This is a genomic window from Moheibacter sp., from assembly GCF_049672845.1.
GTDB lineage: Bacteria > Bacteroidota > Bacteroidia > Flavobacteriales > Weeksellaceae > Moheibacter.
In genome coordinates this window covers 245940-269838 of record NZ_JBATWT010000023.1, presented here as the reverse complement: position 1 = coordinate 269838, position 23899 = coordinate 245940, and the positions used below count along the sequence as shown (strand labels likewise).

The 23899-nt window shown below is 36.7% G+C and carries 22 protein-coding genes; 2 read left to right on the top strand and 20 right to left on the bottom strand.

What is annotated here, in order from left to right; genetic code table 11:
- The first annotated feature begins 43 nt into the window (after positions 1 to 43).
- Positions 44 to 382 carry a T9SS type A sorting domain-containing protein gene (locus WBF63_RS08865; RefSeq protein ID WP_424369356.1) on the top strand — a complete coding sequence of 113 codons (339 nt, stop codon included), beginning with the start codon at positions 44 to 46 and terminating at the stop codon, positions 380 to 382.
- A gap of 283 nt (positions 383 to 665) precedes the next feature.
- Here WBF63_RS08865 and WBF63_RS08860 read toward each other — a convergent pair whose 3' ends face one another.
- The 3 genes from WBF63_RS08860 to WBF63_RS08850 form a co-directional block, all read right to left on the bottom strand.
- Positions 666 to 1952 (bottom strand): nucleotide sugar dehydrogenase, encoded by a 1287-nt coding sequence (locus WBF63_RS08860; RefSeq protein ID WP_424369355.1) that lies wholly within the window; start codon positions 1950 to 1952, stop codon positions 666 to 668.
- Between the two features lie 912 nt (positions 1953 to 2864).
- Positions 2865 to 4790 carry a polysaccharide biosynthesis protein gene (locus WBF63_RS08855; RefSeq protein ID WP_424369354.1) on the bottom strand — a complete coding sequence of 642 codons (1926 nt, stop codon included), beginning with the start codon at positions 4788 to 4790 and terminating at the stop codon, positions 2865 to 2867.
- Positions 4777 to 5886, bottom strand: coding sequence for a DegT/DnrJ/EryC1/StrS family aminotransferase (locus WBF63_RS08850; RefSeq protein WP_424369353.1), 1110 nt, complete (start codon positions 5884 to 5886; stop codon positions 4777 to 4779). Before WBF63_RS08850 ends, WBF63_RS08855 begins: the two co-directional genes overlap by 14 nt.
- A 262-nt stretch (positions 5887 to 6148) precedes the next feature.
- On the opposite strand from WBF63_RS08850, the gene WBF63_RS08845 reads away from it, so the two are divergent.
- Entirely contained in the window at positions 6149 to 6292 is a 144-nt protein-coding gene (locus WBF63_RS08845; RefSeq protein WP_424369352.1) for a hypothetical protein, read from the top strand.
- Between the two features lie 29 nt (positions 6293 to 6321).
- Here the strand turns inward: WBF63_RS08845 and WBF63_RS08840 are convergent, their stop codons facing one another.
- The 17 genes from WBF63_RS08840 to WBF63_RS08760 form a co-directional block, all read right to left on the bottom strand.
- Positions 6322 to 6924: an acetyltransferase gene (locus WBF63_RS08840; RefSeq protein WP_424369351.1), complete on the bottom strand. Its 603-nt coding sequence runs from the start codon at positions 6922 to 6924 to the stop codon at positions 6322 to 6324.
- 8 nt (positions 6925 to 6932) lie between these two features.
- A complete protein-coding gene (locus tag WBF63_RS08835; protein WP_424369350.1) occupies positions 6933 to 7538 on the bottom strand; it encodes a sugar transferase in 606 nt (201 codons plus the stop codon).
- A gap of 312 nt (positions 7539 to 7850) precedes the next feature.
- The gene (locus tag WBF63_RS08830; protein ID WP_424369349.1) at positions 7851 to 8252 is read right to left on the bottom strand and encodes an endonuclease domain-containing protein; all 402 of its coding nucleotides are present in this window, start codon (positions 8250 to 8252) and stop codon (positions 7851 to 7853) included.
- A 255-nt stretch (positions 8253 to 8507) separates the two neighbouring features.
- Entirely contained in the window at positions 8508 to 9692 is a 1185-nt protein-coding gene (locus WBF63_RS08825) for a glycosyltransferase family 4 protein (RefSeq protein ID WP_424369348.1), read from the bottom strand.
- A gap of 1 nt (position 9693) precedes the next feature.
- Entirely contained in the window at positions 9694 to 10905 is a 1212-nt protein-coding gene (locus WBF63_RS08820; protein ID WP_424369347.1) for an ATP-binding protein, read from the bottom strand.
- A 143-nt stretch (positions 10906 to 11048) separates the two neighbouring features.
- On the bottom strand, positions 11049 to 12431 hold the full coding sequence (locus WBF63_RS08815) for a phenylacetate--CoA ligase family protein (RefSeq protein WP_424369346.1): 1383 nt from the start codon (positions 12429 to 12431) through the stop codon (positions 11049 to 11051).
- Complete coding sequence (locus WBF63_RS08810; RefSeq protein WP_424369345.1) at positions 12428 to 13378, bottom strand: polysaccharide deacetylase family protein; 951 nt, start codon at positions 13376 to 13378, stop codon at positions 12428 to 12430. Before WBF63_RS08810 ends, WBF63_RS08815 begins: the two co-directional genes overlap by 4 nt.
- A complete protein-coding gene (locus WBF63_RS08805; RefSeq protein ID WP_424369344.1) occupies positions 13379 to 14416 on the bottom strand; it encodes a hypothetical protein in 1038 nt (345 codons plus the stop codon).
- Positions 14413 to 15333 carry a glycosyltransferase family 2 protein gene (locus WBF63_RS08800; RefSeq protein ID WP_424369343.1) on the bottom strand — a complete coding sequence of 307 codons (921 nt, stop codon included), beginning with the start codon at positions 15331 to 15333 and terminating at the stop codon, positions 14413 to 14415. The genes WBF63_RS08805 and WBF63_RS08800 overlap by 4 nt, the downstream gene beginning before the upstream one ends.
- Positions 15334 to 15335: 2 nt before the next feature.
- Positions 15336 to 16436 (bottom strand): EpsG family protein, encoded by a 1101-nt coding sequence (locus tag WBF63_RS08795; protein WP_424369342.1) that lies wholly within the window; start codon positions 16434 to 16436, stop codon positions 15336 to 15338.
- Positions 16437 to 16477: 41 nt separating this feature from the next.
- Positions 16478 to 17686: a glycosyltransferase gene (locus tag WBF63_RS08790; RefSeq protein WP_424369341.1), complete on the bottom strand. Its 1209-nt coding sequence runs from the start codon at positions 17684 to 17686 to the stop codon at positions 16478 to 16480.
- On the bottom strand, positions 17687 to 18763 hold the full coding sequence (locus WBF63_RS08785; protein ID WP_424369340.1) for a glycosyltransferase family 4 protein: 1077 nt from the start codon (positions 18761 to 18763) through the stop codon (positions 17687 to 17689).
- Positions 18760 to 19791, bottom strand: a complete 1032-nt coding sequence (locus tag WBF63_RS08780) for an acyltransferase family protein (RefSeq protein ID WP_424369339.1) — start codon at positions 19789 to 19791, stop codon at positions 18760 to 18762. Before WBF63_RS08780 ends, WBF63_RS08785 begins: the two co-directional genes overlap by 4 nt.
- Before the next feature lie 70 nt (positions 19792 to 19861).
- Positions 19862 to 20836: a glycosyltransferase family 2 protein gene (locus tag WBF63_RS08775; RefSeq protein WP_424369338.1), complete on the bottom strand. Its 975-nt coding sequence runs from the start codon at positions 20834 to 20836 to the stop codon at positions 19862 to 19864.
- Positions 20829 to 21782, bottom strand: a complete 954-nt coding sequence (locus tag WBF63_RS08770; RefSeq protein ID WP_424369337.1) for a glycosyltransferase family 2 protein — start codon at positions 21780 to 21782, stop codon at positions 20829 to 20831. The genes WBF63_RS08775 and WBF63_RS08770 overlap by 8 nt, the downstream gene beginning before the upstream one ends.
- Positions 21782 to 22909 carry a polysaccharide pyruvyl transferase family protein gene (locus tag WBF63_RS08765; RefSeq protein WP_424369336.1) on the bottom strand — a complete coding sequence of 376 codons (1128 nt, stop codon included), beginning with the start codon at positions 22907 to 22909 and terminating at the stop codon, positions 21782 to 21784. The genes WBF63_RS08770 and WBF63_RS08765 overlap by 1 nt, the downstream gene beginning before the upstream one ends.
- Positions 22906 to 23892, bottom strand: coding sequence for an acyltransferase (locus WBF63_RS08760; protein WP_424369335.1), 987 nt, complete (start codon positions 23890 to 23892; stop codon positions 22906 to 22908). Before WBF63_RS08760 ends, WBF63_RS08765 begins: the two co-directional genes overlap by 4 nt.
- Positions 23893 to 23899 lie beyond the last annotated feature (7 nt).

Genomic DNA, 23899 nt, shown 5'->3' with positions numbered 1-23899 from the left:
TGGTAGGTTTTATTTATTTTGTTATAAATATCTTTGTACCATTATGAGACACACACTATCTATCCTTTTTTTATTATTCGCCGCAGGCTTTTTGTTTGCACAACAAAGCAATGGAATCCGTATCGGTAACGGAAGCAGTGGCAAAGCGTTCTTTCCTGATGTGACAATGGTTTCAGAAACTCAGGTTGAAATCACATCTGCCGGAGAAAAAATAGCCGGAGTAGAAATTTTTGATAACCAGGGGAACCTGATCGGATCTGCGGAAATTTCTGCTACAGAAAACACATCAGTTAATATCAACGGGCTTCAACAAGGTCTATACTACGTTGCAGTTATTTCTGAGAGTGGTCAAGAAGAAATTAACACATTCATCAAACAATAATTTATTTTAATTATTCTAATTTTTACAAGAAATTATAACATTATTAAAATATTCTCCTCATACAAATCGCATCGGTATAGCGGAATATTTCAAGAAATTAAAAAATCTTCAGGTCTTGAAGAGATTAGTTTAGTTTAGGTTGGTTACACAAGTAACATAAAGCAAGCGTAAAAGCTTGCTTTTTTTATGCCTATATTTCCCTGACCTACTATCATAGTTCAGCCAAAGGCTTGCTTCCAGAATCTTAATATGCAATAATTAATAAAGAAATTAAACTCCGGCCTTAAAGCCTACCCTCAATTTCGCCGCTGAGGATCCCCTTCACATCATAAACCACTGCATTATCTTTTTTCAGTGAGTGGATGTCCAGGTCCTGGAATTCATTGTGTGCAACGCCCAGAATAATGGCGTCATAACGCTTTTGCTGACCATTTAAATCCTTAACCGATGTGATACCGTATTCATGCTTCACCTCCTCAGGATTCGCCCAAGGATCATAAGTGGTAATCTCTGTCTTATAATCCTCAAGAGAGGCTATAACATCCACAATCTTGGTATTCCTTACATCCGGACAATTTTCCTTAAAAGTCACACCCAACATCAGGATTTCAGCGCCGTTAACTTTGATTCCCTGTTTTATCATGCACTTCACCACCTGCGAAGCCACATATTCACCCATTGAATCGTTCAGACGTCTTCCGGCTAGTATGATTTCCGGATGATAACCATATTCCTGTGCTTTCTGTGCCAGGTAATAAGGATCCACCCCTATGCAGTGACCACCCACCAATCCGGGTTTAAACGGAAGGAAATTCCATTTGGTACCGGCAGCTTCCAAAACAGCATGGGTATCAATGTCCATCAGGTTAAATATTTTCGCCAGCTCATTGACAAAAGCAATATTGATATCGCGCTGCGAATTTTCAATTACTTTGGCCGCTTCGGCTACCTTTATGGCCGGTGCCAGATGCGTTCCCGCCGTGATGACAGATTTATATAACTCATTGACTTTTTCACCGGCTTCAGGCGTGGAACCCGATGTAACTTTCAGGATTTTGTCAACCGTATGTTCCTTGTCACCCGGATTGATTCTTTCAGGCGAATAACCCGCAAAGAAATCCACATTGAACTTCAGTCCCGATACTTTTTCCACAATCGGGATGCAGTCTTCTTCGGTAGCTCCTGGATAAACCGTTGATTCATAAATCACGATATCACCCTTCGAAACTACTTTACCCACCGTCTCACTTGCTTTCAGCAACGGCGTTAAATCCGGACGGTTGTTTTTGTCCACCGGGGTGGGAACGGTAATGATGAAATAATTGCAGTCTTTTAATTCATCGAGCTGACTGGTGATATAAAGGCCTTTTTCTTGTCCGGGATTATCCACCAGAACTTCCTGAAGGATTTCATCTTCCACCTCCAGGGTGCTGTCCACACCCGATCTCAGTTCCATGATCCGGTTTTCATTGATATCAAAACCAATGGTGTTGTATTTCGTTGCAAATAAACGGGCCAAAGGTAAACCTACATAACCCAGTCCTATGACGGCAATTTTTATATCTTTCATTCTCAGACTTTCTTAAAAGTCTACAAAATTAAGGTAATTAATTAATTTGATGTTAATTCTGACTTAATTAATCGAGGTCTGGGTGTTGGAGGATGGCCCTTCGAATCCGCTCAGTGTGACCGGGGATGGAAGATGGAAGTTCAGCTGTGTGAAGGTGGCGGAGTTTGAGAGTTTGAGTGGTGGGGATGGATGCGGGATATCCGAGATACGAAGTTCGAAGTTCGAAATGCAAAACCCGAACTCCGAAGGAGTTTAACTTCCATAACCCCGGGCAAGCCCAGCGCAGCCTGGGGTGATTTGAAAAGCTAATAAAGAACTCCGGAGGAGTTCAACTCACTCAAATACTTTGTCAAATTCTCAATACAAGGGATGAGATTTCTGAATCTGCGCTCATCTGCGCGATCTGCGGGTGCTTTTTACCATAATACAGTAAAATACTTCGCAACTCATAACTCAAAAACACAGAACTCCAAAGGTCTTCAACTGACCCAAATACTTTGTCAAATTCTCAATACAAGGAATAAAAATTCTGAATCTGCGCTCATCTGCGCGATCTGCGGGTGTTTTTTACCATACTACAGTAAAATACTTCGCAACTCATAACTCAAAAACACAGAACTCCAGAGGTCTTCAACCGACCGAAATACTTTGACAAATTCTCAATACAAGGGATAAAATTCTGAATCTGCGCTCATCTGCTCGATCTGCGGGTGCTTTTTACCATAATACAGTAAAATACTTCGCAACACAGAACTCCAAAGGTCTTCAACCGACCCAAATACTTTGTCAAATTCTCAATACAAGGGATAAAATTCTGAATCTGCGCTCATCTGCGTCATCTGCGGGTGTTTTTTACCATAATACAGTAAAATACTTCGTAACTCATAACTCAAAAACACAAAACCCTTTGCCTCAGGACTCCTTCCCTGCATACACCGAATTATTCGGCTGATATTCCGGTACGAGTTCACGGATCATGGATACCAGAATTACATTGGTCTCCATCGGGCTGTCCGATGCCTGAATCTTCAGAAGGTTATCGATTTTTTCTTTGAATCCGGGGGTGGTATTATTAACCCGGGCAATCATGATTTTCGGATGGTGGGTTTTGATCGCCGTCTCATCACTCGTCAATAATTCTTCATAAATCTTCTCACCCGGACGAAGTCCCGTGATTTTAATCTCTATGTCCTGCGGATATTTCAATCCACTCAGCTGAATGACCTTTTTGGCCAAATCAAATATCTTCACCGATTCCCCCATATCAAACACGAAGACCTCTCCCCCCTTGCCCATGGCGCCCGCTTCCAATACGAGCTGACAGGCCTCGGGAATCGTCATGAAATACCGGGTTATATCGGGATGGGTCACGGTAAGCGGACCTCCCTCTTCTATCTGACGTTTGAAAGTAGGAATCACCGATCCGTTCGAACCCAGTACATTCCCGAAACGCGTAACAATAAATCCCGTATCGTACTGATTATTGAGCTGTGTCACATATAATTCCGCAAGTCGTTTGGTCGCTCCCATCACATTGGTCGGATTGACCGCCTTATCGGTCGAAACCATTACAAATTTCTTCACATCGTATTTCACTGCCAGGTCGGCTACGGTTTTGGTTCCCCTTACATTGGCCATTACCGCTTCGTAAGGATTCTCCTCCATCAGCGGAACATGCTTATAGGCCGCTGCGTGAAAGATAATATCGGGACGATAATGACGGATCATCACCTCCATCCTTTCGCTGTTGCGGACGTCCCCCATCACAAAATCACAGTTCTCCCCATTCAGCTTACGGGAAGTCTGCTGAAGTTCAAATAAAGGCGATTCCGCCTGATCCACGAGGATGAGTTGTTTGTACGGATAACCCATGAGCTGACGCGAAATCTCACTTCCTATGGAACCCGCAGCACCTGTTACCAGCACCACTTTACCTTCGATTTCATTCCGTATTTCCTGATTGTTCAGCTTGATAGGCTTTCTTCCCAAAAGGTCTTCGATGCGTATCTCTTTGATCTGCTGGGCTGTCAGGTCACCCTTCAGCCAGGTACTAACCGCCGGTACAATCTTCAGCGTCACCGGATAATCCGCAAACTTATCGACTATCTCTGTCAATTGGGCCGGAGGAAGATTCTGAATCGAAATAATAATCTCGGTAATATTGTGTTTCTCCACGAACTCAAGGGTAACCGCATTCGGATTGTACACTGTCACACCATTGATTTTCTTCCCGGTCTTTTTACGTTTATCATCCATGAAACCAAACACGGTCACACGGCTTTTTTCATCGTTCTTCAAAGCATTATAAGTAATCACACCCGAATCACCCGCTCCGTAAATCATCACTTTGCGTTTGTAGCGGTTCCCCATTACATAATAATTATAAAGCCCTTTATAGAGAATTCTCAGAAAAGAGAGCGCCATTGTATTTAAAAGAAAATGAACCAATATCACCGCCTTCCCCGGATTATAAACCGGATCGGCATGGGTCTCATAAAGGGTCCAGGAAAATAGGATGATGAAGATGGTGTATAGCGTATTGGCTTTCAGCACATTTAGCATATCCTTAAATCCCGTATGGCGAACGATTCCCTTATAAGAAGAAGTAATCAGAAAGGCCAGGAAGGACAGTAAAAGAACTGTGGGCACCTGATACACCATGACCTGATAGAAACTCAGATCGCTGCCAATCCCTAAGAGTTTTAACAAACCAAAAGTCACCACATAGGTATTGACCGTAATGTAGAGGTCGATGGCGAGCACCAGCCATCGGGGTGTTTCTTTCTGCAGGTTTTTTTTAAGCTTATAACTTAAAAAAGGTGAATTAAATGGTTTCAATGATTCTAATTAAGTCTGATTGGTTTAAATCTGATCCACTCGGTAAACAAAGCCCTTTTTCAAACAGGTCTTCGGCTGTTCCGTTGACATATCTGGGACAACTGCTGAAAACCGGCTGCATATGCATAGGTTTCCAGAGGGGCCTTGACTCAATATTTTTCTCCTGTAAATTCAGGCGAATTTCTTCCCTTCTCTCAAATGAGGGCGTCAGAATACAACTGAGCCATCGGTTGGAAAAAAATCCGGTGGGTTCATTGGCAAAACTTATACCGTTTTTGCCGGAAAGTTCAGAACGATAAAATTCAAAATTGGCTCTGCGTGCTGCCACACGCTGATCCAGAACTTCCATCTGACCTCTTCCGATTCCGGCCACTATATTGGACATCCGGTAATTATATCCTATTTCAGAATGCTGGTAATGGGGGGCATTGTCCCTGGCCTGTGTGGCAAGGAAAACTGCTTTTTCTTTATGTTCCCGGGATTTGGTAACGAGAGCACCTCCACCCGATGTGGTAATAATTTTATTTCCGTTGAAAGAAAGTATGGAGAAATCACCCAGGGTACCGCAGTTCTGTCCCTGCCAGGTGCTGCCAAGAGCTTCGGCGGCATCCTCAATCACCGGTATTTCATATCGGCTTGCAATTTCCTGTATTTCATCCTGTTTATAAGGCATACCATATAGATGTACAGCGATGATGGCTTTTGGTTTCTTTCCATTGGCAATTCTGTCTTCAACTGCTTTGCGCAGCATTTCGGGACAGATATTCCAGGTATCGCGTTCAGAGTCAACAAAGACCGGGGTCGCACCCAGATAAGCAATCGGATTGGCTGAAGCCGAAAAGGTCATGGACTGACAAATTACTTCATCTCCCTGCTTTACCCCTGCCATAATCAGTGCCAGATGTAAAGCGGCCGTGCCCGCACTCAGTGCAGCCACATGAGACGAGGCACCCAGATAATCTTCCAGATCCCTTTCAAATCCCTCCACATTAGGGCCCAGGGGTGCCACCCAATTGGTGTCAAATGCCTCCCGGATAAACTTTAACTCGCTGCCGCCCATGTGGGGAGAGGACAGCCATATTTTTTTTAGGTTCATTTCAGTAGTTACGAGTACGCTACAAATATACAACGTTTTGTTATGTGAAAATCGTATATTTTTTTTGAGATTGTGGGGATGTGATGTTGGGTGTGGGGTGTTGGGGATGGTCCTTCGACAAGCTCAGGGTGACGTAGAGGATAGAATATAGAGAATAGATGCCGGGGGAAGGGTAATTTTGGGAGGATGATCAGAAGAGAATCCTTCAGAAACTTTACCCCGACCCTAAAGGGTGGTTTCTGAAGGATTTCATAGTTTTGTTATGAATATTCTTTTAGATAAATCTTCCACCGGAAGATTTTTTTCTTATCCCGATCCCGATAGCTATCGGGACTATCGGGATCAAATGCTCAGGGGTGACGGGATGGATTCTGGAGGTTATAGTTTGAGGGCTTTAAGGCCCTGAAGTAAGTTGACCGAAATCCAGAATTCTATCTAAGTTCTGATTTCATTAAACTTAATAAGCTTCCCAGGGTTGCCGACAACGACTGCAAAATCGGGGACGTCTCTGATAATTACTGCACCGGCACCAATTACAGCCCATTTGCCAATGCTGATTCCCTGTATAACTGAAGCGCCGATTCCAATATGTGCTCCTTCTCCTACTTTCACATCGCCGGCCAGCGCTGCATTGGGCGAAATATGTGCAAAATCTCCAATTATACAATCATGGTCCACCGATGAATTGGTATTTAATATACAATGTCGGCCTATCCGGACATCGGCATTGACCGAAACACCCGACATAATCACCGTTCCCTCACCCAGAGATGCACGACGCGATACCGAAGTAGCGGAATGGATGATGGCAGGATAATTCAAATCAGGGAACCGCGCAGAAAGTTTTTTACGGGTCAGGTTATTTCCGACGGACAGAAATACCTCAGGGTTTCCGGGCGGGATTTCCCGCAATACAGGATAGTCCCAGACATTTATCAAAGCCGGATTATCATCAATGAATCCGCTGATTTTCATTCCGGCTGATTCGGCCGTTTCTGCTACTACTTTTCCATGTCCGCTTGCGCCAAATAAATACATAATCAAATTTAATGATTTCCTCTGAATACTTCGATTGTCGCCTGACCCTCCTGCGAAATTCCTTCTCTGATGAATACTTTTTTTAATGTAAGAAAAAGGATTCTGATGTCGAGTGCAAAAGAGATATTATCCACATACCATACATCGTACTCAAATTTTTGTTTCCATGAAATGGCGTTTCGGCCGTTGACTTGTGCCCAGCCTGTGATACCGGGACGGACTTCATGTCGTCTTTTCTGTTCTTGATTGTAAAGGGGAAGGTATTGCACCAAAAGCGGCCTGGGTCCGATGAGTGACATATCGCCTTTTATTACATTGATCAATTGAGGGATTTCATCTAAGGAGGTTTTCCGCACGAATGCACCTATTTTCGTCAGTCGTTCCGCATCGGGGAGCAAATTTCCTTGCGCATCCTTTTTATCGTTCATCGTTTTGAATTTGATGATTTGAAAAATGCGTTCGTTTTTTCCGGGTCGATGCTGTACAAAAAACGGCTTTCCTTTGTTGGCAAAACAAAGACCAATACAAACCAATAAAAATACCGGACTGAGCAGCAAAAATCCCAAAAGGGCTAGCAGAAAATCGATGAAGCGTTTGAAGAAGTTTTTATACATGATTTATCCTTGGCAAATTTATAAAGATTTGGGTTTAATAATAGAAAATGCTTCGAAGAATCTTTGAAAAGAAAAAACCTCTACCTGCAATTGCGGTTGCTTCGCTATGCTCGCAATGACAGTACGACGACGAAGCAATCACACACCATTAAGTCATTGCGAGGAGAAGGTACGACGACGAAGCAATCAAAAGTTTAAATAGCCATCGGGGCCAAAGAATAGTTTTGGGCGAATAATCAATAGCGAAAGAAGATTTTGACAATTGCCCTTTAGGTCGCGATAGCTATCGGGACTATCTTGACTATAAGGTATTTATTTTCGGGATTGAATTGAATTTAAGATAGTTTCTTTGACTTTTTCAATTTGATTCAGAACTTCATCATTTGTGAATCTGATTATTCTTAATCCATGTGACTTTAATATTTCTGATCGTTCCAAATCTTTCTCAATCTGGGAGGCCAGGTTATGGTATTCGCCATCGACCTCAATAATTAATTTAAGAGGATGGGAGTAAAAATCGACAATGTAAATATTTATAGGATGTTGTCTTCTGAATTTATAATGCCGGAATTCTCCTTTATTCAATATATCCCATATTTTCATTTCAGCCGGTGTCATATTGTTGCGAAGCGTTTTGGCTTTTTCAAATGATTCAGGAGGAGCACCCTTAAACATGCTATGATCATGGTAAAGATTAGACTTTGATTTTTTCATCCTGATATTTTTCAAATGAATTTAGTAAAATCTTTTAAAATCTTTCCCCTAAACCTATGGGAACCAAAGGATGGGCGAATAATCAGAAATGAATCCTTCAGAAACTTTACCCCAGCCCTAAAGGGTGGTTTCTGAAGGATTTTGATAATTGCATTTTTAGACTCAACACCGTCGAAGTGGTGGTTCTAAATCCGCAACTCAAAACTCATAACACTTAACTCAACACCCATCACTCAACACCCATCACTCAACCACCTAGAGTTTTCTGTATTCCTCCAAAATCGCCTGCCAGACTACAGTTTGTTCGTAGCGGGATTTGATCATCCTACGAGCGTTGGCGGCTAAATGCTTATAATAGCTGCTGTCGTTCATGATATTCTGCATGGCGGTATAAAGCGCTTCTGCATTTTTGGGGGGGATGATGGTACCATTCTCTCCTTCGACAATGATTTCATTGCATCCGTTTATGTCCGAAACGATGGCCGGTAATCCCATGGCGCCGGCTTGCATGACTACATTGGGAAATCCTTCGCGGTAACTGGGAAAAACTAGGGCATCACTGATTGCAAAGTAGGAACGGACGTCCTTTTGAAATCCGACGGATACTATATGGGGATTGGATTCTATTTCTTTTATAGTTTCAGGTTTTAAAGGGTCTAAGTCTGTTTCCAAGGGGCCGACTAGTAAGAGTTTTGGGTTATGAGTTCTGAGTTTTGGGTTATGAGTTCTGAGTTCTGAGTTCTGAGTTGTGAGTTGTGAGAAGGCAGAAACCAGTTCATTGATGCCCTTATCGCCTACCAGTCGTCCGACGAATACAAATACAAAATCCTCTTCTCCGATGCCGAGTTCTTTTTTCAACTCATTTTTTTCTTTTTCCACAATTACATCAGGACGGAAATAAGTGGTATCAATCCCATTGGAACTGCCATTGGCAATGAGTTTGAGTTTGGATTCTATGGTATATTGGTTTTCGAGAATGAAGTCATAAAGTCCTTTTGAATTGGGGTAAACTTTGGTGGCTGCCGCATAGGTCAGCTTTTCCACAAAGTCCAGGAGGATGCGTTTTTTGCTGGTCGCCTCCATAAGCGGTAGTCCTGCCACGGTATGCAAGCGATGGGGTACACCGGCGAGCTTAGCGGCCAACATTCCTATAATTCCGGCTTTGGGTGTATGGGTATGAACGATTTGGGGTTTTTCTTTTTTCAGCCAACGGTACAGTTTCCATAGTGAAATCAAATCCTGAACCGGTGTGATCTGACGGGTCATTTCAATGGCTTCTACCCGAATTCCTTCGTTTTGATGAACTTCTTCCAAATCGGAACCCGCTGAACTCACACCGACTACTTCAAATTCTTGCGACATAAACCTCAACTGCCCCTTGAGTAATACCCTCAAAGACAGTGGAATGGTGGTGATTCGGATGAGTTTGGGTTTAGACATTTTATATTATTTCTTTTAACAAAAAATCTGTGATGTGAAGATGTTTTACACCTTCGATATCATCTTTCCAAAACTCGTCCATTGTTACGACATATTTTGGATATTGGTCATCAATAGCCAAAAGATTGCCAAATTCACGGTTTACGGTTTGCTGATTTTCTAATTTGTAAGCAACCTGTACGTATATTTTTTCGTTTCGTTTTTCTGCAACAAAATCAATTTCGGTAGCGTCCAATTTCCCAACATAGACTTTATATCCTTTACGTTTGAGTTCCAGAAAAACAATATTTTCCAAAATTCCCGAAATCATTCTGTCCCGATAGCCCATTAAAGCGTAGATAATCGAAACATCGCTTACATAGAATTTTTCCTGGGTTTTCAGGATTTCTTTGCCTTTGATGTCGTAACGAGGAACACGATACAGGATAAACGCACCCTCTAAAGCGTTCAGATAATTATACACCGTATTGACATCCACCTTACGTTGTTGACTTTTAAAGAAATCAGCAACATTTTTACCCGAAAACGTATTCCCGATATTATCAAAAGCGTATTTAATCACCCGTTCCAAAAGTTCGATATCCCTGATTTTATAACGTTGCACAGTATCTCTCAAAATAACGGAAGAATAAATATCATAAACTACTTTATAAGCCGTTTCATCAGGATAATTGGCTGTATGAATCACAGGGAAACCTCCAAAACGAAGATACTGCACAAAAGAATTAGCCGTATTTTCTTCCTTAAAATAATGATGTCTGAAATCCAAGAACTCCTTATAAGAAAGTGTAAAAACTGGAATCTCAACATATCTTCCTGCCAGATAAGTCGCCAATTCTGAAGATAACAAATGGGAATTAGAACCTGTAAGATAGACATCTACATCAAAATCCACTATAAAAGAATTGACGGCTTTTTCCCAATCTTCCACCTCTTGAATTTCATCTAACAAAAGATAATATCTTTGTGAACTTTTGATTTTTTCTTTTACAAATTCGTAAAGTTTTTGGGCTCTTGTCAATTCGATAAATGCAAAACTCTCAAAGTTAATCGTAATAATCTGCTCTTCTTCGACACCTCTTTGTAGTAATTCTTCTTTAAGCAAACGCAACACAACCGATTTTCCAGAACGCCGAATTCCGGTAATAATCTTTATCTGGGGCTTGTCGATAAAAGGAATAATGGCATTAGTATAGGTTGGTCTTAAAATCATTTTAATTAAGGTTATAACCGCAAAGATAAGTTTTTATTTAAAGTTTTTATGGGTGTAAGCGCAAAAACTTTTAGAAACTATTTTTTAAGAAACCAAAATGGTGGTGGATGCGGATGAGTTTGGGTTTTGTAATTGTTTCAATTTTATTTGATGAGATGCTTGATGTTGTTTTTGACGATTCTAAATTTACCACTCGCTTCTACGGCTATCTCATCCACATATTCTATGTCCAACTCCATCTTATCGCCAATTCTATCACGCCAATTCTGAATGAATTTCTCTTCAACTTTTTGGGTGTATTCGGATTTATCCCGGATGACTCTTAGTTTGATTTTATTAAGCTCATCCTGAATGGCCTGAAAACGAATGATCCCATGTGTATCCTTTAAGGTATTGGAAACATTGCCCAAATTAATTTTCCCCGTTTCGGGCGAATAAACATAATCATCAATCCTTCCCAGTATTTCTTTTACCAAGGGATTATTGTTTCCACAAGTACAAGTTCTATCCTCATCTTCTAAGATGATTGAATCCCCAATATCATAACGAATCAAAGGCGTTCCCTCGGTGGTAAAAGAAGTAACCACAAGCCGCCCCGATTTGCTGGGACGATCTTCTGTATCCAAAACCTCAAAAACTCCACTCTGAAGTTCCAAATGAAGGTTTCCGTTTTTACATTCAAAAATAAATGGTGCTCCCTCTGATGAAGCATATTGGTCATACATTTTTGTTTTGAAAAACCCTTCAATGTTGTGACGCATTTCGGCTGTGATGGTTTCGGCTGTCGGAAAAACGGCTTTGATCGTATTAGCAGGAAATTCATAACCATGAGCAAGACCGAATTTAGCGATTTCCAATATTGAAGACGGAAAACCTACCATATATTCAGGAGAAAACCGAATCAAATCTTCAATATAATAGGCTAAATATTCTTTTTTAATATGAAATGTAGAATAATACCGGACTTTGTAAATAAAATCAGTTTTCCAAAAACGATTCTTTTTTAAATCTTTTGGGGTTAAAAGGCTTTTCCCAGAGAACCAAGCCGTTTTTTTTCCCAGTTCATAACCAAAACGTGAACGGAAATCATCGAGCATGGCAAAACGTTCCTGCGTATTGACCGGTCTGAATTTTACTTCCAAAGACTTGCCTGTTGTGCCTCCGGTTTTGGATTTTTCAAGTTTTTCAGCTGTTTGGATGCTGACTTTATCAATATTCTTTCTCAAATCCTCTTTTGAAAGGATAGGGAGTAAATGAATGTTCACCAATTCCTCTGGTTCTGAAATTCCATGGTATAATTCTTTATAAAAACTTGAATGAGAAATACTATGCAGAACAAACTCATGGTATCTTGCTTTTTGAAGACTTAAAAGCTCTTGACGACTCAAATTTCGATTGCTCAAAAACTTCTTACGAAAAGCCTTATACTCACCCCCATAGCGAATCTTATACGCCCTGATATTGTACAAAGATACCATGGCAGATTGTAGGAAATCAGGGAGTATTTTATAGAGGTTTTCTTTCATTCTATATAATCACTCATATTTTTAGACTGAAATCCATATTTTTTATTCAAATGATTATAAAAAATAATTATTTCTTTTAATTGAGATATATTTTCTTGGGGGTAAACTCCAAAATTATGAGGATGCCACCAAAGATGGTAACATCGGTTGCTTTGGGCAGCGTATAACATTTCACTTTTAATCCTTTCTATTTTTAAATGTTGGATTAATTTTTCTCTGATACTATAAGGTCTAAAAAATCTGCTTGCAGGCAACTCCACAACTTCTTCCTTAACTATCTTTGCTTCATTAAATGTTAGCGAATTACTTATTGGATAAAGCGTGTCGATTGCTCTGAGCAAAGAGGTTACTTTACCATAGGATTTTTTCCAAAACCAAACATCGGGATTAGATCGAACTACAGCAATGTCCAGCCTTCGTACCACATCTAAATAAAGATTATTATACTGATTTCTCGGGAACACTAAAGATTTTAAATTAACACCAAAGTTTTCTTTAGAAATCGATTGTGCGGCAAGTAGGTCAGCTTCAAATTCTTTGACACTTTGCCCTTCTTCGTTGCAATAATAATGTGAGAATGTATGTGTTCCTAATTCCTGACCGTTAGTACTAATGATTTTTTCGATTAAACTTCCTCCATAATGAAACGGATCATTTTTTTCATTTTCGCCTACTATGTGAAAGTAATTATAGTATGATAGTTTGGAATTCCGATAGGAGGGCTTTAATTCTGGTGAAAATTGAAGCAATTGTTTTTTGTCCTTTGCAAAAAGAAACCCAACTGTTGCCCACGTGGCTCTCACATTATTTTCTTTGAATAGATTTAAAATTGACGGAATAGAACTACGAGCATTGAGAAAGTAATTTTTCATTGTAATCAAATCCCATACCTCCGCTCCACCCCAATGAAGTTCAAAATCTAATGATATAACAAACTTTCCTGCCATTTAAACTGTATCTGAATCTGAATAACTTAAATACCAATTGGAACGGTTGTATATAATGTGGTCTAAGCGAGAATCAAATGAGCGCGCTCCAAAATGCAATTCTATGGGTCTGAATTTTTCGGGTAAATTATAGAAGCCTGTTTTTTTATGAGCAGAAAAATTGGGAGAATGAGTCATGCACCATGCTAAAATGCAATCTGCGCTTTCTGCAATAATTGCATTGCATGCTGTTTTCACCAAGTCTAAACCTGCTTCTTCGAATTTAGGATTGTAGATCAATTCCATAATATATCCGATTTTACCTCCATGTTTTTCTTTGGTGCAGTAAACGATAAAACCTACATATTTTTCCAAATGATAAATATGTTGGATGGTATAGTTCTCTAAAGGTTTTTGAATATATCGCCAATCCAAATATTCTTTGTCCCGATGAACAGACACTTTTATATCTTTTGAGAATTCTTGCCAAACGGAATTCACTTCCAGGGGAAATTCTTGGTTTTCTACAATTCTAAAATTGCCTGAAATCGAATATTTTGTAGCAATATTAATATTAGGAAGCCAAGAAAGTGGTTTTATCTTTTTTGTGAAATAGCTTGTTTTTAAAGGTTTTATTAAAAAAGGAACCGGATCCAATACGTGCCACTCTAATTTTTTCGAAAAACCATGAATGGAATTCCCATTGGGAAAACCATATACAAGTTTCACATTGTCTGTGGAAGCTTTTTGATACACATCGTTTGCTAGCTTAATAAACAAACCTTGTCCACGGTAATCTGCATCGGTCATGGTATCCAACGATTGGGATCCAACCTCTACTAGATTGTCAATTTTAAATTTCACAGGGGAAATGGCATAAATGGCTGCCGTCGTATTTTTCTCCACATCGCGTGCAATATCTACGTATTGCTCTCCAACGGGATTTTCTAAAAATTGCCAATTGATTACTTCTATGAATTTAGAAGAACCGTTTTTTTCAAAACAATCTTTAAATTGGTAACTATTCTCGTGGGTTATATTATGTATTTCTAGTTTCACTTTTCTATTATATAACGATTAATATTTCTTTTCGTATTTCTCTTGCTTAAAGTATATAGGTATAATACGATTCCAAAAGGAATTGCAAAAGTAGAGAGTAAAATATTGGGTGATTCTCTAATTAAATTTATTTCTTTTAAAATAAGATTAGAAGAAACTTGGTGAATTGCACTTTTAAATTTTCGAGATGTGTTTTTATAATTTAGCATTTCAATTTTTCTTGAATGCCTGAATCCTTTAGGGTTTTTGAAATATTGATTGTAAATATTAATAGTTGAACCATCATCTTGATATTCAACTACACAAAACACTTTATTAAAACAGAGATAATCATACTTTGCATCCAAAAGTATAGGATGATATAATGGAACAAACTTTTCAGGTGGAAAAGTAGGATATGCATCGAGTTCTTTTAAGTTCTTAGATTTAAAAACAATTTTTTTATCACCCGTAGCCTTGTGTATATAAGCTATGTCTTGATACTTACTAGTTAAAAAATCTTCTGGAAATGGATTTCCTATTATTTTATCATTGGGTGTTTCGTTCAAACCAATAATACCTGCAAGATTTTCATTTTCTAAGACTTTGTATTGGTCTACCAAGTTTAAGATAAGCTCAATACTATCATTATTTAAATAATCGTCTGAATCCACACACATACATAATTCAGTTTTTATGTTTTTAATTGCCATATTATGCCCTGTGTGCATTCCACCATTTTCTTTAAAATGGTATTCAATAGGAATTCTTTTTTCAGCTTGCCATTTTTTAACCAATTCATCGGTGCCATCGGACGAACCATCGTCAATGACCAACCATAAAAAATCACCACAGGATTGCCTACATAGGCTTTCATAAAGCCTCGGCAATAGATGAGCGCGATTGTAAGTGGGAGTAAAAACAGTAAGACTTTTCATAACTATAGAACTACATTGAGAAAATAGGTAAACATAAAATACAAAAATACGATTGCTCCCAATACCTTATATTGATTTTTCATCATATCGTATTTAGCCAAAGGATAAATAATCACAGCTCCCATTAAAAACCAAGATAAATAGGCAAATCGATTGCTAAAAGCCGCTTCAATGACCAATATCCAGAAAGCATTGGCAATCGCATAGATTCCAAACAAATGTATATAGAATTTATCTTCTAACTTTTTCTTAATTATAAAATACCATCCGGCTATGATAGCCGTTGAACTATAAAGCAAGAAATCCCATCTAAATCCCGTTTTCGAAAATTGATCCATATATATATCCCCTCCAGTTAAATAGCCTTTCGTTCTGTCTTCAAATAAACCTAAATTTTCAAAAAACACACCCCATGCCGACCCCCCTGCAAGCGATAGAGGTATAGTCAACATCCAAATAAAAAAGATATACTTTGGTTTTCTTATTAAAAATATTGCCACAACAAAAGCGGAAATTGTAATAATTAAGGAATTGTGCATTAAAAAACCCAATACAAAAAGGAAATACATTAATATCTTTTTGTTTCCATAATAGCAAAGGCCCCATATAAAAAAAGAAGTAGCCAATCCTGTCCTTAAACCATTTGTACCGGCTGCCCAAAATGAAAAAGATGCAAAAAAGATAAACAAGCCAAAAAACCAATACTTCTGAAAGTATTTTTTGGAAAACAGATACATAGGGAGAATATAGAGTATATCAACGAGCAAAAAAAATTGTTTAGCAGAAATAAATTGAGAGCAAAACCACATAAAATAATGGAAGAGAAATTCTTTTTTAGACTCAATTTTTCCTCCTGCTTGCAAATTAGCATACGCTGAATTATATGTCGACATATCTCCAAAATACCTTCCACTCACAGGTCTGAATCCCATATATAAAATTACGAAAATCACTAAAATAAAACCAATGTAACTGAATTCTGTAATCCTTTTTTTATTTCTGAGATCAAATGATATTGCATGGATACCCACAAATAATGTTATGACCAGCATAATATGGTAAAACAGGTCTGTATATATTGGTAGTGGAATCCAGTCAAACATAGGACAAATGTATATAAATTTGTTCTGCCACTCTTTAGATACTATGATTCAATTAAAACATACAATTTATTGATTTCGGATTGATTGCTGTAATCCTTTTCGCCACAATTCCTACTCAATTCTTCTCTTAGTTGTTCATTTTCTAACAGATTTTTAATTCCTTTTGCGCAAGCTTGATTTTCCATAGGCACAATGACACCATCTATTCCATTTTCTAATTGACTATTGGAAGTTGCAAAGTTGGTAATGATGACTGGTTTGCCTAATGCTTGTGCCTCTCTTACGGTTACTGCTTTACCTTCAAAACGCGAAGGCTGTAAATACACATCACATGCTTTCATGTATGGATAAGGATTGTCTTTTTTCCCTAAGATGATGACATGTTCTTCCATACCATGTTCTTGAATGCTCGCTCTGATTTTTGTTTCTTCTCCTCCATAACCAAGCAAATACCATTTGACTTGAAATCCTTCGTCCAATAAGTGTTTGCATATTTCAGCTACATTGTCAAAATTTTTGGCGTGGGTAAACCTTCCTACGGATAAAAGTTTGAATTCATCTGTTTTTGTTGGCATTTCAGCTTCAACTGAAAATTCATCCGCCTGCGCTTTCAAAAATTCAGTGTCCAATACATTTTCTATCAATACAATTTTCGGAGCCAATTCTGGAAATTGCTTTAAAAAACCTTCGGTACAATTGTCCGATATAGAAGCAATGTAATCATGAGCTGACCACATTTCTAACTCAGCCTTTTTGTCAAATTCAAAAAAAGAATAATCGGTATGTATCCAAGCGATTTTCTTACGCGCATTTACCTTATGAGCTGTAACATAATGAGGTGTTAAAAAACTAATCGCCAAATCATAGGTTTGATTAGTAATTGTTGGTAAATGTTTCAAACTGTATTTTTGTAAATAATTGTCATACACCAAATTCTGCGCTTGAATATTATTTTCTTTGATGAATTTTTTGGCTTGGGATTTAGCTTTTTGTTTGGCAAATAATAAATTCAAATTGCCCCATTTGAGATTGTCTTTGACCGATGAAATCAAGCCCGCATAAGTTTTGTTTTCGGGCAATAAATTCACATCCTTAGGAATGTAAGGCATCATTTCGCCATCATGAAGAAAGAGAAATAAATCTACTTCAAATCGATTATAATCAATCGTGTTCAATAAACCTATCAAACTCCTTTCTACACCGCCCAAACGCAATGTGTGCGTAGTAATGAAAATGCGTTTCTTTTGCATTTATTGAGCTTTTAATGTATTAAACAATTCATCCCATTGCTGAACAATCTCCGATGCAGAATATTTTTCAGCCTTCTCCTTTGCTTTTTTACCCATTGCGTTTCTCAAAGTCTCATTCTTCATCAATTTCTTCAATTTTTCTTCCATTTCTACTGTATCCAATTCCGGGATTAAGTATCCATCCTCCCCATCCGAAATAATATCCCCCGGACCCGAGGGACAATCAAAAGAGACACAAGGAACTCCGCATTCCATCGCTTCTATCAATACCATACCAAAACCTTCGGAGCGCGAAGGCAAAACCAAAATAGAGGATCCTTCATATTCTTTTTGAATATCCCTGACCGGATCATGAAAACGCAAATTCTTCAGGTTCATTTCCTGCGCCATTTTTACATAGGTTTCCTGAGGATCTTTCTTTCCGAACACATCCAATCGCCAGTCCGAAAATTCTTTCTCTAATTTTGACCAAACCTCCAACAATAAATCATATCCCTTGTTAAATGAATGACTACCCACCGCTATCAACCTTTTTTGACTCAAAGGATTTTCAACCGAAGACCCAAAACTCAAAGGATTGGGAATGGCGATGACATTTTCCTTTCCCCACTCCTTGATATTGCCAGGTGTCAATACTACAAATCGATCAAATTTAGTAACCTGCTTATGCATTAAGTTTTTAAGAAGCCGCCCTTTTAGTGAATTATCGGTATTTAATTGAATGGACGCATGACGCTCATAAATCCATTTGGCTTTTGTTCGAATGATTTTAGGTAAAAAAAAACCTTTCAACCCATCATCACACACTGAAATCACATCGGGCTGGAATTCATTTACAAATTTTTGTATTCCTTTTTTATAACTTAAGAAATAAGAAATCGGATTGCCATTAACCGATATGGAACTCAGTTTTATCTTGGGACTGAATTCATAGAAAGGATTGAGATCTGTATCATTTAAACATAAAATACTCACCTCATAACCATATTCCTCTGCAAGCATGGAAGCCTTGACCGATAAGACCCTTTCAAGTCCCCCGGAACCGTTGATGCCGTTTGTGATGTAGAGGAGGGTCATAATCTTTTTTGAATAAAACGATTTGCAAAATTAACTAAATACGAACTTACTAAACACAAGCCGATTAAAACTATAAATATGATGGGTACATATTTAAAACTGTACACAAAATCTTTAAAGTAAATCATATAAAAAAACATGTGAATGAGCCACAGATTGGTCGCATGCGGTGCGAAGTAATCCAAAGTCCGATTGATGTATTGTGATAAATTCAATTGTAAGAACATGAAAATAAATACAAGTGCTGTAAAGGGAGCAACTACAAAGTTGGGAATGATACCATGGAAAATAATAGCAAGTCCAATAATTACACATGCTATAAAATTCCGTCCTTTTATCTTGGAAAAAAGTAATGATACTTTCTGATGCCACTTGTATTTGAGGGCAAAAGCGCCCAACATAAACTGAAATAACGTACAGAAATATAAAGCAGATTGCCTGTGCAGATAATTTAAAAAAGAATTATCAGAAATAGAACTTTGGTAAATTCTAAAGTAGAACGCAATAAGATAAATTATGAGGAAAGCGAAAAGATAAATCCAAGGATTAATCCGATCTAGTAAACCAAACCAGAAACTTGACGTTAAAACAAAAAACACGTAGGTTGTAAAAAACCACCAAGCTCCGTTGTAGGAAGGATCTAATCCAGAAAGATTAAGAATAAATTTTGTAAGACTTCCTGGGTAGCCCGGCTCTGTCAATAAATAACCCAATAAAACTACGAACAGAATGATAATAATCCAATAATTGATATAAAGTTTCTTCAGTCGATTTACATTGTCTTTTTTGAATGTTGAATGGTTTTGTGAATATTTATAATACAAGCCGTAACCACTTACAAAAGCAAATATGGGAACACAGGCATCACAAAACAATGAAATATAATAGGATAAAGGATTCTGTCCCATAAATATCAAAGGCTCAAACAATCCACTATAATCACGATTAAAAAGATGCAGAAAAAGCATCATTAAAATAGCGATGGATTTAAGCTGATTGGATTTTTGTAAAGATATTGATTCTGACATATCTATTAAAATGATATTGATGGTTCTCTAATTAATAATATGTTTGTGATGTAGAGGAGGGTCATATAGTTTATTGTTTTAAATAATAATCAATCACTCTTTTAGTAAATACTGGGAAATTATTTAAACCATATTTAATCCATAAAAATTTTCCCTTTGCATTATGCTTAAGAGGGTAAAATTTATTTTCTTTTAGATAATTTATAATTTTAATCAATCCAGCTTTTGAATATGAAAAGAAAATCAAATGATTAAAGACGATTTTATGAAGACTATTTCTTTTCTTTTGAATGCCTTCAAATAGAATACTATCTTTTTCTCTAATTAATTCACCAAAGCTTAACAATGAATTTTCAACTGCAATAATTGATTTAAAATAATTTAATCGTTTGTCAGCATTACTTGTATTTGTATAAGAATTTTTATGTTGAACGTAATTATAAATACATTCATCTGTGTAAACAAGATTCTTTGCTCTAAATACTATTTTTGGTAAAATTTCAGAATCTTGCATATTGATTCTTGATTGAAAAAAAATATCATTATCTATAAAAAGATTTTTCTTGAAAATATATTGAAAAGTATAGCTGTCTTCGTAATGATTTAAATAATATTCAGAAGCTGTTTGTTTTTCTTTTATAAAATTTGATTTGTATTTTTTTATCACTTTGTTATTTTCAGTGATTATATTGAAATTAAACCCATATATATCTTCTTTGCTTGATATCTTGTCAAGTATTAATTTTACAGCATTGTTAGTTGCGTAATCATCCCCATCAATCATCCACAAATACTCACCTTTTGCATTTTTAATTCCAGTATTTCTTGCTATTCCCAAACCAGAGTTTTCTTGATAAACAACATGAAGATTTTTGACTGAATTTTTTAATTTATCCAATACATTTGCAGTACTATCTGTCGAACCATCATTCACAACAATAATTTCATATAAATCAGATAAACTGTCATCGTAACAAGACAGAACACATTTTTCAATAAATGCTTCTACGTTGTAGGCGGCAATTAGAATGCTTAGTTTATTCATTCTTTAGATTTAAAATAAAAACAAAAATAAAATATAGATTGTATTTTAATAAATGAGAAAGATATTTACCACGACCATCGCTTTCTTTTAAATCATTTATAAATGCTTTTTTATATTTTTTTAATAATCTATGAGATAATAAATATTTTCTCCAAACATTATTATCTGAATGAATAATTGAATTGAAATAACGGCTTACTGAGGGGTATATATTCTTCTCTATTATATCAAATGGAAGATTTAATTTTTCTAAAACTTCATATAATCTTTCATATTTGTATTTATCATTTGGTAAGTATGGCCTCGCAGAACTTAAGCTATCTTCCACAACTCTTTGGTAATAAAACTGTTGACCATGTAGGTAAATGTATTTTACCTTTAACAGAAACTCACAATTAAAAAGGTTATCCTCACCATAACTAAGCTTTTCATCAAATTTTAAACCACTGTTTTCAATAACTAACCTTTTATAAAATTTCGCTGTAGGTCCAAAGAAATGAGGATGTATTTGATACTTATTTAAGAATTCAAATCTCTTTAAAGCAGTGGTATAAAACTCGATTTTAACATCTTCATTTTTGTTTCTTTTTTTATTAATGTTTAGAAAAATCCAATCAACATTCTTAGAAATTGAGTTTTCAAAACAAGAAAAAAAATTTACACCAATCCAATCATCACTATCCACAAAAGTAATCCACTCACCTTTAGCATTGTCCAATCCTACATTTCGTGCTGAACTGACCCCGCCATTTTCCTTATGAAAGACTTTAATCCTTGAATCCTTCTGAGCATATTCATCGCAAATCCTCCCACTTCCATCTGTTGAGCCATCGTTGATGAGTAAGACTTCGAAGTCTGTAAAAGTCTGGACAAGTACAGAGTCAAGGCATTCCCGAAGGTAATTCTCGGTATTGTAAACGGGGATGATGACGGAAACTTTTGGCATTATATATTTTCTTTTAAAAAATTAAAGGATTTCTTTCTTAATTCTTCCAATTTCAGGTTGACTTTTTCATAATCAATTGGTTCTTGGGCGATTTGGGGATTGTAACCCTTTGTATGGTACAGCATACGATGTTCTAAACCCAAAGCACTTAAAAAGGATTCAAATCTTGATGCACCTCTTTCTTTATTCACTAAACTAATAAAGGGTTTTTGGAAAAGGATAGAAAACACCGTTCCGTGAAAGGAATCCGTAATTATAAAATCCGCATTTTTAAAACCCGCTAACCAGTTTTCCAAAGGTGGATTGATAAAGTCTTCCAATTGAGAGCCTTTTCGAAATTCATGGGGCTTTCTCATGGGCTGACTATTTGCTAAATCCAACTTCAAATCCTTCGAGATTTTATCTAAGAATTCCAACTTTTCGGTTGAACGATCCAAAACATAGGTATATAATTTATTTTCTCCGGTGGTATTTCTTCCTAAATCCAAATCTTTTATATAATCTGAAGCATTTAACAATAAGGTTGGATCCAACACCCATTCCGCCTTTGTGTTTAAATAGTTTTCACATAAATCTACACCGGATTTTTCCCTTACGGAAACCGCATCGAACTCTTTGACCAATTCACTTACTCTTTCAGTTTCTTCCATTGTGTATTCCCATTCGTCTGTACCAAAGGAAGAGGCGTAAGCAATTCTTTTTTCATTCCTCTCTTTTCCTTCTAGAAAATCTAGATAATATTCATAGATATTGGGCGAATATTTAGGCCGCCAGGTTTGGTCACTACCGACGATATAAACATCAAAAGGATTTCGATTCATGAAAGTTTTTAATTCCTTGTTTGAATTGATTTTATCCGATAACCGGATATGTTTTTTCATAAAGGCTAAATTATTTTGAAAAAACAGGTTTAATTGTTTTTCATCAGCATGAATATGACCTGTATTTTTAAGAAAATGATAGAGCCTGATTTTTAAATCCAGCCAATTGTTTTTATTATACCTACGGTTGATAGTTATAGGTTCATGCCCCAAATCCTTCAATACTTTCTGCAAAGCATAATTTTGGATAATGCCTCCATAATTGAGTAATAAAGGTTGAGTGAGTATAGCGATTTTCTTTTTCATACACCTAGATATTTATATGACAATGATGGGTTTATTTTTCTCACCACTAAACAGATTCCATAACAGATAGTAATGGTGATAATCCCCATAGAAATTTCTGTATAGAAATTAGAATGTACATCCACTATTTTAGCAGTTGTCCTTATTAAATTCAGAAACAATATATGCATTAAAAAAACAGCATAGGACACTTTACCCAAATCTGAAAAAATTGTCCATTTTCTTTGATAATTAAGTAAGAAAATAATAATTAACGCTGAATAGATAAAACTGGTTATTTTAACTGCCGTAACCGCTTCTCTGATATTTGAAATAAGATTGTTTTGGAAATAAACTTCATAATAAGACAAACCAAGAAATACAATAATCAATAATGTTAAAAGATTTTTATTAAATTGAATTTTATGCTTTTTCAAATACATTCCTAAGACAAAAAACATCATCCATGTTAAAAAATTACCTGCATATATAATTAATGGGAATGTCATATTAAACTTAGCCTTTAATGCGAAGGTCGTAACTGCTGCAGACAAACTTAAAATAATTGAAATCCAAATCCATTTTTTAATGTTTAGCTTAAAAACTGGAAACAAAATATAATACTGGATAATCAATGCTACATAATAAAAAATTGGAACAGATTGAAAAACAATTATTTTCTTCAACATTCCAAATAATGAATCTGAATTAAATATAAATACATTGACTACGAGAAAAATCAAGCTCCATACGAGATAAGGTATATAAACTCTAGGAATTTGCTTTTTCAAAAAATTAAAATAGTCTTTCCTATTCTCTACACTCTTATCAACTATAAAGAATCCGGATATTGCTAAAAATAAGGGAACTGCAAAATTGATCACCTGTCTGAATAGAACGGACAACTCCAAAGTTGAAGAGTCTTGATAAGACAGACAATGAATAAATACAACAGCAATAATAGCTATTCCCCTTAAACTATCATAATACTTTATTCTTTCCACTATTTTG

Coding starts and splice junctions, on each gene's coding strand:
- WBF63_RS08865 (WP_424369356.1), top strand. CDS start 44: ATGAGACACACACTATCTATCCTTTTTTTATTATTCGCCGCAGGCTTT.
- WBF63_RS08860 (WP_424369355.1), bottom strand. CDS start 1,952: ATGAAAGATATAAAAATTGCCGTCATAGGACTGGGTTATGTAGGTTTA.
- WBF63_RS08850 (WP_424369353.1), bottom strand. CDS start 5,886: ATGAACCTAAAAAAAATATGGCTGTCCTCTCCCCACATGGGCGGCAGC.
- WBF63_RS08845 (WP_424369352.1), top strand. CDS start 6,149: ATGAATATTCTTTTAGATAAATCTTCCACCGGAAGATTTTTTTCTTAT.
- WBF63_RS08840 (WP_424369351.1), bottom strand. CDS start 6,924: ATGTATTTATTTGGCGCAAGCGGACATGGAAAAGTAGTAGCAGAAACG.
- WBF63_RS08835 (WP_424369350.1), bottom strand. CDS start 7,538: ATGTATAAAAACTTCTTCAAACGCTTCATCGATTTTCTGCTAGCCCTT.
- WBF63_RS08830 (WP_424369349.1), bottom strand. CDS start 8,252: ATGAAAAAATCAAAGTCTAATCTTTACCATGATCATAGCATGTTTAAG.
- WBF63_RS08825 (WP_424369348.1), bottom strand. CDS start 9,692: ATGTCTAAACCCAAACTCATCCGAATCACCACCATTCCACTGTCTTTG.
- WBF63_RS08820 (WP_424369347.1), bottom strand. CDS start 10,905: ATGATTTTAAGACCAACCTATACTAATGCCATTATTCCTTTTATCGAC.
- WBF63_RS08815 (WP_424369346.1), bottom strand. CDS start 12,431: ATGAAAGAAAACCTCTATAAAATACTCCCTGATTTCCTACAATCTGCC.
- WBF63_RS08810 (WP_424369345.1), bottom strand. CDS start 13,378: ATGGCAGGAAAGTTTGTTATATCATTAGATTTTGAACTTCATTGGGGT.
- WBF63_RS08800 (WP_424369343.1), bottom strand. CDS start 15,333: ATGAAAAGTCTTACTGTTTTTACTCCCACTTACAATCGCGCTCATCTA.
- WBF63_RS08795 (WP_424369342.1), bottom strand. CDS start 16,436: ATGTTTGACTGGATTCCACTACCAATATATACAGACCTGTTTTACCAT.
- WBF63_RS08790 (WP_424369341.1), bottom strand. CDS start 17,686: ATGCAAAAGAAACGCATTTTCATTACTACGCACACATTGCGTTTGGGC.
- WBF63_RS08785 (WP_424369340.1), bottom strand. CDS start 18,763: ATGACCCTCCTCTACATCACAAACGGCATCAACGGTTCCGGGGGACTT.
- WBF63_RS08780 (WP_424369339.1), bottom strand. CDS start 19,791: ATGTCAGAATCAATATCTTTACAAAAATCCAATCAGCTTAAATCCATC.
- WBF63_RS08775 (WP_424369338.1), bottom strand. CDS start 20,836: ATGAATAAACTAAGCATTCTAATTGCCGCCTACAACGTAGAAGCATTT.
- WBF63_RS08770 (WP_424369337.1), bottom strand. CDS start 21,782: ATGCCAAAAGTTTCCGTCATCATCCCCGTTTACAATACCGAGAATTAC.
- WBF63_RS08765 (WP_424369336.1), bottom strand. CDS start 22,909: ATGAAAAAGAAAATCGCTATACTCACTCAACCTTTATTACTCAATTAT.